The organism is Nostoc sp. FACHB-110, from assembly GCF_014697425.1.
GTDB lineage: Bacteria > Cyanobacteriota > Cyanobacteriia > Cyanobacteriales > Nostocaceae > Nostoc_B.
The window spans coordinates 151,434-164,277 of the sequence record NZ_JACJRU010000008.1 but is presented as its reverse complement, the minus strand read 5'-3'; the positions used below and the strand labels follow the sequence as shown (position 1 = coordinate 164,277).

At 41.1% G+C, this 12,844-nt stretch carries 6 protein-coding genes; 1 reads left to right on the top strand and 5 read right to left on the bottom strand.

Annotation, left to right across the window (positions count from 1 at the left end; all coding sequences use genetic code 11):
* Positions 1 to 140: 140 nt before the first annotated feature.
* The 5 genes from H6G69_RS10705 to H6G69_RS10685 all read right to left on the bottom strand — a co-directional run bounded on the left by H6G69_RS10705 (position 141) and on the right by H6G69_RS10685 (position 10,693).
* Positions 141 to 5,381, bottom strand: coding sequence for a response regulator (locus tag H6G69_RS10705; protein ID WP_190685697.1), 5,241 nt, complete (start codon positions 5,379 to 5,381; stop codon positions 141 to 143).
* A gap of 98 nt (positions 5,382 to 5,479) precedes the next feature.
* Positions 5,480 to 8,374, bottom strand: a complete 2,895-nt coding sequence (locus H6G69_RS10700; protein WP_190685694.1) for a methyl-accepting chemotaxis protein — start codon at positions 8,372 to 8,374, stop codon at positions 5,480 to 5,482.
* Positions 8,375 to 8,390: 16 nt separating this feature from the next.
* Positions 8,391 to 8,921: a chemotaxis protein CheW gene (locus H6G69_RS10695; protein WP_190685691.1), complete on the bottom strand. Its 531-nt coding sequence runs from the start codon at positions 8,919 to 8,921 to the stop codon at positions 8,391 to 8,393.
* A gap of 13 nt (positions 8,922 to 8,934) precedes the next feature.
* Positions 8,935 to 9,300, bottom strand: coding sequence for a response regulator transcription factor (locus H6G69_RS10690; RefSeq protein WP_062297988.1), 366 nt, complete (start codon positions 9,298 to 9,300; stop codon positions 8,935 to 8,937).
* A gap of 172 nt (positions 9,301 to 9,472) precedes the next feature.
* On the bottom strand, positions 9,473 to 10,693 hold the full coding sequence (locus H6G69_RS10685) for a response regulator (RefSeq protein ID WP_190685687.1): 1,221 nt from the start codon (positions 10,691 to 10,693) through the stop codon (positions 9,473 to 9,475).
* A gap of 392 nt (positions 10,694 to 11,085) precedes the next feature.
* Between H6G69_RS10685 and hmpF the strand changes: the two genes are divergently transcribed.
* Positions 11,086 to 12,843 (top strand): pilus motility taxis protein HmpF, encoded by a 1,758-nt coding sequence (gene hmpF / locus H6G69_RS10680; protein ID WP_190685685.1) that lies wholly within the window; start codon positions 11,086 to 11,088, stop codon positions 12,841 to 12,843.
* Position 12,844: the final 1 nt, after the last annotated feature.

Sequence of the window (12,844 nt, the reverse complement as noted above, 5' to 3'; positions counted from 1 at the left end):
AATAGACCTCTTGCATGAATCAGATTGTGCCTATTAAAAAAGTTAATTTTCCATAACTCTTTGCGCCTTTGCGCCTCTGCGTGAGGTTGAAAATTCGTGTTTTATAACATTCGTGCAAGAAGTCTAATCAATTAAATTGACTAAATGCTGCTGACTAGTTTTTCTCCCTTGAGCATTCTGACAGCCGCTTCTAGTAAAGCTTCTTCTAAATAAGGTTTAGTAAAGTAGCCACTAGCACCTAACTGAATCGCCATTTGTCTGTGTTTATCAGCACCGCGAGATGTCAGCATCGCTATTGGTAGATGATTTAGGCTGGTATCTTTTTGGATGCGGGAAAGTAGCTCCAGTCCATCACAACGAGGCATTTCAATATCACAGAAGACGATATCACAAGGCAGTCCAGAACGCAGTTTATCCCAAGCTTCTTGACCATCACGAGCTTGTTCTACACGATAGCCCGCCTTGTTGAAGGTCAGCGATAATAATTCTCGAACTGTAATCGAGTCATCAACAATCAGCACAGTTGGATCAATTTTCTCTGCTGGTGTTTCTGTAATAGTAGGTGGAACTTTTTGCTGCCAAGGAGAGCCAGCAGTATTCTTAGATATCCGTCCTTGGAAGATGTCGATAATTTCTAGTACATCTGCAATTGGCATAATGCGACCATCCCCCAAGACTGTAGCTCCTGCTACACCAATTGGTTTAGGTGCTGGCCCTTCAAATTGCTTGATGACTATTTCCTGTTCGCTAAGTACTAAGTCAATTTGTAAAGCAATTAAAGTATTTCCCGATCGCACCACTACAACAGAAACCGTATCGTCATCGCGCGTACCACCATAAACGTTACCACGACTCAACTGACGATTAAACGATAAAAGTTCTTTCAAAGGTCGGAATGGTAGTACTGTATCACGCCAAGAAATAAATGATTGTCCGTCAGTATTATGTTGAATATTTTTGGCGGGAACATCTAAAGTATCTTCCACACCATCCATCGGGAAGGCAATCCGCGCTTTATCAGAAACACAGCAAAGAGCCTTACAAATACTCAAGGTGAGCGGGAGACGAATGGTAAATGTCGTTCCCTTACCAAGGACTGAATCTGTATTGACCGTACCGCGAATTTCGCTAATCTCGGAACGAACAACATCCATCCCCACACCACGACCAGAAATTTCGTCGGCTTTATCTTTGATACTAAAGCCAGGCTGGAACAGCAAATCATAAACTTCCATCCTGGAGATGGTTTTGGCCTGTTCTGGTGTAATCATCCCAACCTTCACAGCCTTGACTTTGACCTTTTCTGAGTCAATACCTGCCCCATTGTCACCTACAGAAATTACTGTTTGGTTCCCTTGGTGGAAGGCACGAATTGTAATTTCTCCTACAGGTGGTTTTCCTTTTAGTTGGCGTTCTTCTGGTGTTTCAATACCATGAGCGATCGCATTATTCAGCATATGCGTTAGAGGATCAGTGAGATGATCCAAAATCATCTTATCGATTAAAGTATCGCCACCTTCAATCACCAATTCTATTTGTTTACCGCACTTAATAGCGTTATCTCGAACACCACGTCGCAAGCGGTCAATCGCCTGCGAGAACGGAACCATGCGCGCCCTTGTCAGTCCTTCTTGGAGTTGGGTTGTCACTTGGCGGAATTGTCTGGCTACACGCTCGGTTTCTTCCGTTACAAAGTCAATGTCACTCGCTGACTCCCTAACTCGCACAATTAATTCAATCATTTCTTGGGATAGGGTGTGGAAAGGTGTAAACCGATCCATTTCTTCTGGACTAAAACCCCTGTCAGTATGAGAATCATTGCTGTGAACAAAAGCTTCCCGAGTTTTGCGACTAGCTAACAAAGATGCTTCCAATAGCGATCGCTCATACAATTCTTGCATTCTTGCTCCCACATCTGAAAGCTGCTGCACTTGAATTAATAAGTTATCTAGGGACTGTCGCAATCTTTCGTGATCCTGTTCTAAGGTGTTGCGATTGACTACCAATTCCCCTACTAAATTGCTCATATCGTCCAGTTGTTTGACTGGAACTTTCATTGTCTCTTCAAATCTAGCGTTGCGGCGATTTGCCGGACGGGGCGATTTATTGGCGTTAGGTTTAACTGGTGATGTGGGAGATATATTTTGATCGGCATCTGCCAATAATTTTTCTAAATCACTAAATTCATCTTCTACTTTTGGTAATGAATTAGTATTTTTGGCAGGAAGAGGATTAATTGTGGGTGTGGGAAATTCTTGGATGTAAGTGTTGTGAATTTCTGGCGATGGTTGCTGAGGTAAATTATGATTAGCACCACCTAATAATGCTTCCAAGGCTGCGAAATCTTCAGATGCGATCGCCCCACTATTACTTAGTGGCGGTGCATCACTTAACAATGCTTCTAAATCAGCAAATTCATCTTGATTTTCTGATTCCTCAGATATTTGATGTATATCTTCTGGCTCTGATACTGCTAATTCTGCCAAGATGCTATTAGCTTGTTCTTCTTGAGCTTTTGGTATATCTGAAGTTTCTAATAATATTTCTGGTGAATCTGCTGTTTCTCTTAAGACATCAACCGCAATAGTTTCATTAATATTTTCATAAATTTCCAGTTTGATTCCTTGGTCTTCTGTATTATTTTCTGCTATTAATTCTGCCAAACTAGCATCTGGCGGCGGAGTGAATTCTGTTAAAAATAATTCAAAGTTATCGTCAACTTTTGACTCTACAGTTTCATTAACTTGACTATTGTCTATTAATAACAAATTATCAAATAAAGCTGGGGTATCATCTTCCGGTAGTAATAGTTGCGAAAAATCAATAATTTCTGTTTCGGCAATTAACTGTTCCAAATCTACATCTTGTTGGTTAATATCTGTAGACAATAATTCATCTAACGAAACAATATCTATATTTTCTAATGCGGCGATTTCATTAACTGATACTGCTTCTATTTCTGGTTCTGTTGATAGTACATTTCCCTCTTCAAAACCAACATTTGCTAAGAAATCTAAAGATGGATTATCAAAACTGTCTAACTGAATATATGTTCCATGAATCGGCATCTCCAATTCATTCAATGGAATTTGTTGCTTTTCTGCAACTTTTAGTTCTAGCTCTTCTATTGAAGCTTCTGGTGTAGTGAATTCTGGAGCCAATTCCAAGGCTTCTGGTTGAGTTAAATTAGGCATTTCTGGTAAAGGTAAATTGCTTTCTTTACCGAAATTTGGAGCCATTAATTCCCCAAATAAATCATCTTGACTCTCCGAATTAAATTCAATATCAGGTTGGAGAAAAGTCAGTTCAAAATCATCTCTATAATCTTCACTGATAGAAGAATTAGATTCTTGTAACTCCACAAAAATCTCTCCTGATGCGGCTGCTGCAAATAAGCTTTCTTCTAAAGCCTTAGCAACATCTTCTGGCAATACAACATCTAATTCTGGTTGTGCTTCCCCTTCCTCTGAAGAATTCCAGAAGCTACTCAAATCTTCATCTGCTTGAGCAAAATCTGTAGTTAATTCAGTCGGTGTGTCAAATAAATCTCCAATTTCTAAGTTATCTGTGGGGATTAAGACATTTTCTTCACTATCAGTAAACAAGTTCTCGAAAGTATAAGGCTGAAAAACTGTTTGCTGCCAATCTTCAATATCTTCTTGAGGATGACTTTCTCCAGGTAAATTTGTCTCTGGATTTTCTAGGAATAATTCATCTAAAATACTTTGTTGAGTAGCTGATATATGATTAACAGCAGCACTCTCACTTTCTCTTGAATCTAATTTTTGCTGATCCAGTGTGAATAAATCTTCTACTGATTCTTGCGTGCTAGATTGTATAGCAAATTGCGGTAAGTCTTCGGCTGCGTTTATGGTAGTTTCTGCCGCGATGTTTTCTTTTTCTAAGAAATGATCGCCAAATAACAATCCCAGGTCTTCTGTTTGGTTGAAGTTAGTTGCTGTTTGATCGTTTGTGGCTGCTTCATCGAGCGAGAGAAAATCTGCTAAATCACTATCGCTATCTTCTGTAGGAATCTCGGTGAGATCAATTTCTAATTCATTGACAGCACTAATATCAAGAATTTCTACTTGCTCCCAAGTTTCATCTAATTCTTGGGTTTCGCCTTCAAATAAATCAGCTAAAGTATTTAATTCTGCTAATCCAACTTCTGGGCCATGATGGTCAATTCGGCTAACTGTCAGTGGTATATCTTCTCCACTGATGAAGGAATTAGCTGCGTTATCAATATTATCGCTGGCGATCGCATCTGGCTGTTGATTAAGTTGCTCGGTGAGATCGCTTAAGCTAGTAACGCTGTCAGCTGGTTGTACAGTCTCAATTAAAGCCAGTACTTCATCTTCCTCTGGTGTGCTAACTCTGGTAGCTGGAGCTTCTGCTGTTACAGATGGTTGTTCATAATCAAATAAACCCAAAGTTAAGTCAAATAAATCTAGTTCTGGTAAAGTTAGCAGTGCTTCTAGCTGCTGACTAACTGCAATCTCAGCCTCTCTACCTTGAAGAATTAATTCTTGGGCCTGTTTAATTTCCGTAATAACTATCTTGGCTAAGGTGAGATAGGTATTTTCATAATTGCCGATTGCATTAGCGGCTGCTTGACATAAATCACACCAATGGGGAAGATTCCATTGCTGTCCTAACTTTTCCAATTGACGACAACACTTTTGAAGACTTTGCCTTGATTCTGATGTTGCTTGTTGCTTGAAAAGTTGCAACATCTCTCGCAGAACTTGTAGAACCTGATTTTGAAACTCGCTCCAATTATCGGCAGGTGTTACTGGCGCAGCAGCTGATACTGGTAATGGTGCTGGGTTTTGGGAACTCTCTGGTGGTGCAGCAGTGTCCCCCCGCCAGAAAATTTCTGTCAGCGAACCGACGCGCTCTGTTGTTGGGGGTTGTAATATTGTCTTCTCACCTTCATCGGTTGCACCATGATGTCCTTGTTGTACCAGCAATTCTAAATGCTCATTTAGCCATTTAAACACTGGTTCAGCTTCCGACATCAAAGTACTGGCGGCTTCTTCTGATAGCCCAAAAGGCCCACTTAAATGTTCTAATAAAGCTTTGAGAGTGTCTGCTACACCCAAAAACAGAGACTCTAACTTTTCATCAACTCTGACTGGATGCTCTTTGAGGACTTTGAAGCAATCTTCTAGACGATGTGCTGTGTGCTGAATGCTACTCAGCCCCAGCATCGCGGCTCCGCCTTTGATAGAGTGTGCTGCCCGGAAAACTTCGTTGAGCATTTCCGGGTCGTTCAATGTGCTTTGAAGATTCAATAACCCCTGCTCAATAGTGTTCAGGTGGTCTCGCGCTTCTTCGATAAAATAACCCAAAATCCGCTGTTGTTGTTCCGGCAGCATAATTAAAGTTCTGAGTGCTGAGTGCTAAGTGCTGAGTCTGATGTTTTTTGTCCGTTGTCCGTTGTCTTTTGTCTTTGCTAATGACTAATGACTAATGACTACTTTGATTCCAAGGTATCTACGCGGAAACGCTCAACGGAAGCGATTAAGTCACGGGATACACCTACGAGATTTTGGAGTGCGCCAGAAACTCTTTGTGCTTCCTGGGAGGTTTCTTGGGCTGTGAGTTCTACAGATTGCATTACCTGGGCGACAGCACGGGAGGTTTCCGTTTGTTCTACGGTGTCGCTGGTAATTGAACGCACCAGAATATCAATGCGATTTGCTACTTGAATAATATTTTCGAGCGATCGCTTGGCTTCTTCTGCAAGTTTTGTGCCTTTAATTACCTGTTGTGTGCCTTCTTCCATTGCAGTCATGACTGAGCCAGTTTCACTTTGAATTTGCATCACAATCTGTTCAATTTCTTTTAAAGATTTCGCAGATTTGTCAGCTAACTGGCGGACTTCATCAGCAACGATGGCAAATCCTCTTCCCGCCTCACCTGCCCGTGCTGCCTCAATACTGGCATTAAGGGCGAGTAAGTTGGTACGTGAGGCGATTTGCGAAATTAACGCCACAATCTTAGAAATTTCTTGCGAAGATTCTGCGAGTCGTTTCACCTTACGGGTAGTTTCTGCTACAGTTTCCCGGATTTCTAAAATCCCAGCCACGGTGTTTTCTACTGCTTCCCCACCTTTAAGAGCGATGCTACTGGCATCACGCGCCACAGCTTCAGCTTCCCGCGCTGCTTCCGCCACCCGTTGAATCGAGTCGGTCATTACCTGCACAGAATTTAAGGTAACAGCCAACTCTTCGGCTTGTCGCAAAGCATCACTAGATAATGCTCTAGCAAAGGTCTCAGAATTTGTTGCACCTTTGGTTACTTCCCGTGCGGCTACTTTTACCTGTTGGACAATATCGCGCAGGTTTTGAATTGTCAGGTTAAAAGCATCGGCAACGGCTCCGAGTACGTCAGCTGTCACCTCAGCTTGGACTGTCAAATCACCTCTGGCTGCACCTTCTACATCGTCCAGCAAGCGAATCACTTGACGTTGTAAGTTTTCCTTGGCTTCTTCTTGTTCATCGGCTTTGCGTTGGGCTTCATTGGTGGTTGTAAAAATTACCCGTGCCATTTCATTAAAGCCAGTAGCTAATAGCCCCAATTCGTCTTCGGAATATACGGTAGCTTGAACATTGAGATTGCCTTGACGGACAGCATCAAATTGATTTTGCAGATCCTTTGTAGTGCGGCGAATTTGCTTGAGGGTAAGATTGCCCATAAAAGCGGCGGTGGCAAATCCCGAAATTCCCGCAGCTAGAGACATTGCCCAACCTGTATTGCGAATAGATTCTCGCTGTTGTGGAGGTGAAAAAGAGGCAGCCCCAAAACTAACAACGGCTACAACCAAAGCTGAACAAACACCAACAGTACCAGCCACCAATAAAGGCTTCATATCTAAAGAAGCATTTTCCAAGGGTGCGAGTAAACCTTGCTCCACACTAGCTACTGGTTCTAGTTTTGATACATCAGTTTGCGTAAATATGGGGACAGCTTCTTGAGAACCTGTGATGGTGAATAGTTCCTCATCGCGATCGCTTGCGGTATTATCACTAGTTTCTGTAAATTTACTCCGGGGACTGCTACCAGTTTCCAAAGGCCCTGATAAAACTACGTCTCCAAAGCTAGCATCTGCATCGGCTAAATCAAATCCAGGAATATTCCCTAAATCGTCAAATTCATCAAAATCATCTAAAAATTCGATATTGCTCTTGGAATTGGCATTACTGAGCATCCCGTTTGTCTCTTCATCGGCTCTAAACTCATCTGAGCCGAAGGCAGACTCAAAGGCTTCAAAGTCAATGTCGTCTCCCTCAAAGGAGTTGGTATCTAAGGTAGTGCCAGCTTTGAGCGGATTTTGTAATGCAAAATCCTCATGAAAAGACGCAGTGCCATTTCCTGCTGATGAATTTTCGGGAAAGTCTATTTGTTCTAACCAATTGCTTGGTTTGGCGGCAAATAATGTTTCTTGTTGGCTGTTCAATTCATTTGTTTGGGCTGTCACATTCTGGATATCCTCTAGGGATGGCGGTAAAGTTTCCTCCAGAATACCCACTTTCAATCCCAAATCTGCCATATCTGGCTCGGAATATTTTTCTTCTACAAACTCTGATGCCGAATCTAAACTTTGACTTGATGCTAAGTTGGCTGATGCAAAAGGAGAATCGGCACTGTTACTATCCAAATTTGCACTTTCGTAGCTTGAATGGGCGTTACTTTCAAAGGAGCTACTAGAAATCTCTGACTCTTCTAAATTTAAAGATGATATGTCTTCTTGCCAAAAAGCAGGTAAATCTAATGCTATTTGCTCGGCTGCATCAGTGTTAGTACTTAATTCTTGGTTATCTTCATTGTGATTTATTGCAAAGGGATCATCAATAAAAGATGATGTTCCCTCAGTCATTTGCTTAATGGCAATGCTGTCTGTAGGAATATCAAACGGATTTAAAGATGAAACAGACTCTTGTTGCAAACCATTTAAGTCAAAGCTGGGGTTATCTAGATTAGCAAATGTACTTAAATCTTGTAAATCTGATGTATCTAGTTCTGAATCATGATCAGCAAAATTGATTGCACCATTTAGCTCAACAGCATTAGTTGGGCCTGCCAGGGGTTGTAGGTATTGACTGATAGTTTCCAGACCATTTTCGGCAAAACTGGTAATTTCGGGGTCATCAGTTAACTGCAAGACCTTTTGGTATTCTGCTTTTGCGACATCGTACTGCTGCAAAACATAGTAGACGTGACCCCTCAACAAATGGCAGTTGGGGTCATCTGGGACATTCTGCACTACCTGATCGACTAAAGTAGCGGCAAATTCATAGTCTTGTTGTGCGTAGGCTGTACAAGCCTGCTGATATGTTTCCAGGTAATCTTCTATACTAGCTGCCATTTGCTCCCTCCCAATATCATCCTGCCCATCTCGCACTCCGCACAATTGCCGTTTGATCGAGCAGTCGAAGACACTGGTTGTTTTTAGCACCTAATAACCACTCGCCACGCAAAAAGGGAGCCATTGTATCTGGTAGATTTGTTGGTGGCATCAGATGTTGGACATCTAGCCAATCCATACCGCCAACTTCTTCTACTGCCAAACCAACTATTGTTTCTTGCTCCTCAATCGCAATCACAGGAATTTCTGCTCTATCAGTATTTAGCGCAGTTGCCTCGCCAAGAAATTGACCCAAATCAGCCACCCAAATAACTCGACCTCGTAAATTTAGAGTACCCAAAAGTAAAGGAGAAGCATTAGGTATTGGTGTAATTCTGTCAGGACTTAATTCCATGACTTCACGAATACCTGTGGCTGGTAATGCAAACTCCTGATGCGAGGGAATATAAAACCGCAAGTGTAACTCACCTTCAGGACTTTCTACTTGTAATTCTGGACGGAAGTGGTCTTGACCACTGCCACTCAAAAAGTCCGGTTTACTTACCATGTTGTTTTCATCCTCATCCTCGCAGCAGTTGTTTGACGGTTCCTACCAACTCAGTTGGTTGAAATGGTTTGGCTATATAAGCATCTGCGCCCTGTTTCATCCCCCAGTAACGGTCAAATTCTTCTCCTTTAGAAGAACACATAACTACGGGGACATTTTGGGTTTTTGGGTCAGATTTTAACCGACGACACACTTCGTAGCCGTTCATCCGTGGCATGACAATATCCAATACCACTAAGTCTGGAGGAGCAGTTTGAATTGCCTCCAGTGCTTCTACTCCGTCACTGGCATAGGTGACTGTCAAACCAGTGGCTTTCAGGAGGTCAATAATCATTTCCCTCTGTGCGAGACTGTCTTCCACAATCAGAACTGTACTCATAAATGCCTATCTACCTCCTGATGTAGACGTTCCTCTTTGGAACATTCCCTGACTCCCCGTTAAAATTACTTGTATAAATTTATGCTATTATTTAACTAATTGACTAGATAATAATTTGGCACTGGGGTTAGTTGATTCTGTGATAACATTTTTTACCCCATCTTTTATGGAATCAACAAGTCTTGTATTTCTTTGGTGTACCCATAAAAGACTTATAATTAACATATTTCTCCACAAGCATCACTAATTCTGAATCATCAAAGGGTTTGGTCAGATAATCTGTAGCTCCCACCATTCTGGCTCTGACGCGATCGATGAAGCCATCTTTACCAGTGAGCATAATAATTGGCACTAGCCGAAATGCTGTAGAATGCCGCAACATATTACAAATTTCGTATCCGTCTAATTCTGGCATGGCAATGTCGCACAAAATTAAATCGGGTCGCAGTTGAAACATTAAACCTAGTGCTTCTAGGGGATTAGTTAAGGCGATCGCTTCGTAGCCGTGTAATTTTAAAATTGACTCTACAGCCTCACAAATCGTTGTGGTATCGTCAATACAAACTATTCGTGGATGATCATGATCTTGCCCTGCTGAGTCTGGTGTTAATGCCAAAGAAGTAGTTGCTGAATCTACTAACTGCAACCAGCCTTGCTGTACGTAAGGAGATATGGCTTTAGCCAAGGTTAATAAGTCTCGGTTTAAATAGCGTGCAAGTTGACGTAGGGTAGTTTTGCCATCAGCCCAATGCTGTAACTTTTGCAGCGTTGCTAGTGAGAGTGAGGAACTTAATTCTGCTGTGTCTACGAGGATTGGTATTTGTTCTGGTGATTGAATTTGCGGATATAGTCGCTTCCATTCTTGGACTTGTTGGGTAATTTGAGCTATTAAAGGCCCAATTTCAAAACTAATTAGTTGTGGGGCGAGGGCTGCTCCTTGCCGAAAAATGAAACTGCCTTGATGTAAACTCAGTAAATCAAACAGAGTTTCATGCACTAAACGCTGAATAATACTATGAGCTATCTTGGGGCTAATAATATTTCGTTCTAACAGTGTCCAAAGATAGCCATACTCTGGGACATTCTGGGTGGCTAAGGAAATATTTTGCTTTTGATCGAGTTTTGTCTCGACTTGGTAATAGCGTAAATAGTCATCAACTCTTGATAAATTACTCTCACCTGCTTGGCAATAAATAATTTGACCATTTAAAAAAAAGACAAACCAAGATTGTTTTCTGCTATTTTTGCTATGGCGATATCTGATAGACTCGTCTTGTGTCAGATCATCTTGCTTAGAAAAGCTCGCTTCGACTAAAAGTTGCCCAGTTCTTTGGCCTAACTCAATCAATTGCAAAATACTGCGAATATCAATTTCATTTAAATTTCCCTGCATTTAACTCAACTTTACTCCTTGTTGTATTCTGGGCTTAGTTTGTTAGTTGATTTTTTCATTTGGTAAGCTAAATTATTAGTTACTTGTCATCGCAATATCATTTCTCCTACAAATAATGTCTATCAGGAGATACATTTAGCTACAAACCGTAAATCTTCGTAATAGAGCTTGATAAAGTTAGTGATAACACGGAAGTCATCATCACTGTTACCAGTACAGAATATAAAGGCGTGAGCAAATAGCTTCTATAAATGTTAAGGCGTGAAACTTCACGTCTATAAGTAGTTTTGTTTGTCTTTTTTTCTACACTAAATTGAAAATCAGACAAGCTACAGAATTATCATAGGTATATCTTAAAACACGGACATTAAGTACGCAAAAGGACGAACGGTGTGCTGTATTTAGCAGAAGTACAAAAGCAGAAAGGCGGCTTACTTAGTGGTGGTTCTAAAACCGAACTGAAACTGCTAGCTTGTCAGCGAACCGACCAGAATTGGAGTACTGTGTCGGAAGAGGTAATCGCAGCTGAGGAAGCAAGTAAATTAAATGATGGCGCGCTAGTGCTAGTAGAACTGAATCCCAATCGTCAAGTGCAGCGGATTCAAGAAGCCGGACGGCCGCTCGTAAATATACTGCAAAATTTTTCTAGACAACTAGAAAAATTCAAGCTGAAGGAAGATGAAATTGATCAGTGGAAGCAGTCGCTAACATTTCAGGCGCAAGAGATGAATCGCCGGGAAATGGAAATGGAAGCACGCTTAGAACAGTTACAACAATTGGAAGATGAATGTCAACGCTTAGAGGAGCAAAAACAGGAAGTTGATACATCCCGTGAGGATATTGAAAAGTTACAAGCTGAAATTGAGCGTAACCGCCAAGAATTAGAAGGTGCTTGGGAGCATTTGCGCGGTGAGCAGCGTCGCTTAGAGGAGCGTCAAACCGAGTTAAAACAAGGCAATGTTTTAGATGAAGAGCAAAGTCGAGTGATGAGCGAATTGTTAAATCGCTTGTCTAGCAGAGTTGCACCGACGGAAACCGTGAGAGAAAATTTACATTTTGCTTTGGAATTAGTTGAACAGCAGCAAGCAAAGTTGAATCCCCATTGGGAGAAGTTAGAACAGCAAAAAACTTTAGCAGCGCAACAACAACAAGAGGTTGAAAGTCTAGCTCAAACTTTAAGCGATCGCCAAAATGAATGGCAACAAGCACATAATTTTTTAGAACAGCAAACTGCTCAATTAAAAATCAATCTGGCAACTCTTACTACTAAGCAAGAGTATTTTCGGCTAGTTAAAGAACAGTTGCAATATCAAGAAGATTTATATCATAAAATTAATTCTTTAGCACCTGGTTCTGGTAATTTTACCATCCAGAAAATTGATTTAGAAGCTTTAGAAAAAATGCCGCTAGAAGAACTAAATAAAATAGTTCAAGACTTAGCAAAAAAATTAGAAATCGACTCTAGTTTTGTTGACGAGCAGGAACAAGAACTGCAATATAAACAAGAAGCTATAGAAGAATTACACAAAAAACTTAGTCAAGCTTCTGACCAGGATCATATCAATTTAGAAATGGAACTGGCAGATGAGAAAGACCATTATCAAATGCTCAATAAAACTTTAGAAGGTCAACGCCGTAGTTTGTTACAGCGTGAGAAGGTTTTAAAGCAGCATCAAAATATATTGCTTCGCAGACAAGGACACTCTGTTCCTCATCCAGAAGAAGAAAATCAAATTGATTTTGCTCCGATTTTGCTCCAAATTGATAGTCAGCGACAACAACAATCTCAGGAATTACAAAAACTTGAGCAAGAAATTGAGCAGTTGCGCTCTGCACATGACCTAGATCAGGGGATGATTGATAACCAAAAACATGATTTAGAACAAAAGCAGCAAGAAATTAAAGATTTGGAAGCTAATTTACAGTCTTTGCGAATAGCCACTGCTGAATGTTGGAGCCGCGTGAATTTATATCAAGAAGCTCTACAACCGATTCAAGATTGTTTGGATGGTTTGCGACACAAGTTGCAAGGAGTAGGTGAATCTTTAGCTCAAGTGCAAGAAGTTAGTGATTATCAATTGCAAACTATTAGTGAGATGCGCCAAGCTCTGCAACATTTGATAGCTCAACCTGAATTAGTAGCATCTTAGG

Coding starts and splice junctions, on each gene's coding strand:
- H6G69_RS10685 (WP_190685687.1), bottom strand. CDS start 10,693: ATGCAGGGAAATTTAAATGAAATTGATATTCGCAGTATTTTGCAATTG.
- H6G69_RS10705 (WP_190685697.1), bottom strand. CDS start 5,381: ATGCTGCCGGAACAACAACAGCGGATTTTGGGTTATTTTATCGAAGAA.
- H6G69_RS10695 (WP_190685691.1), bottom strand. CDS start 8,921: ATGGTAAGTAAACCGGACTTTTTGAGTGGCAGTGGTCAAGACCACTTC.
- H6G69_RS10700 (WP_190685694.1), bottom strand. CDS start 8,374: ATGGCAGCTAGTATAGAAGATTACCTGGAAACATATCAGCAGGCTTGT.
- H6G69_RS10690 (WP_062297988.1), bottom strand. CDS start 9,300: ATGAGTACAGTTCTGATTGTGGAAGACAGTCTCGCACAGAGGGAAATG.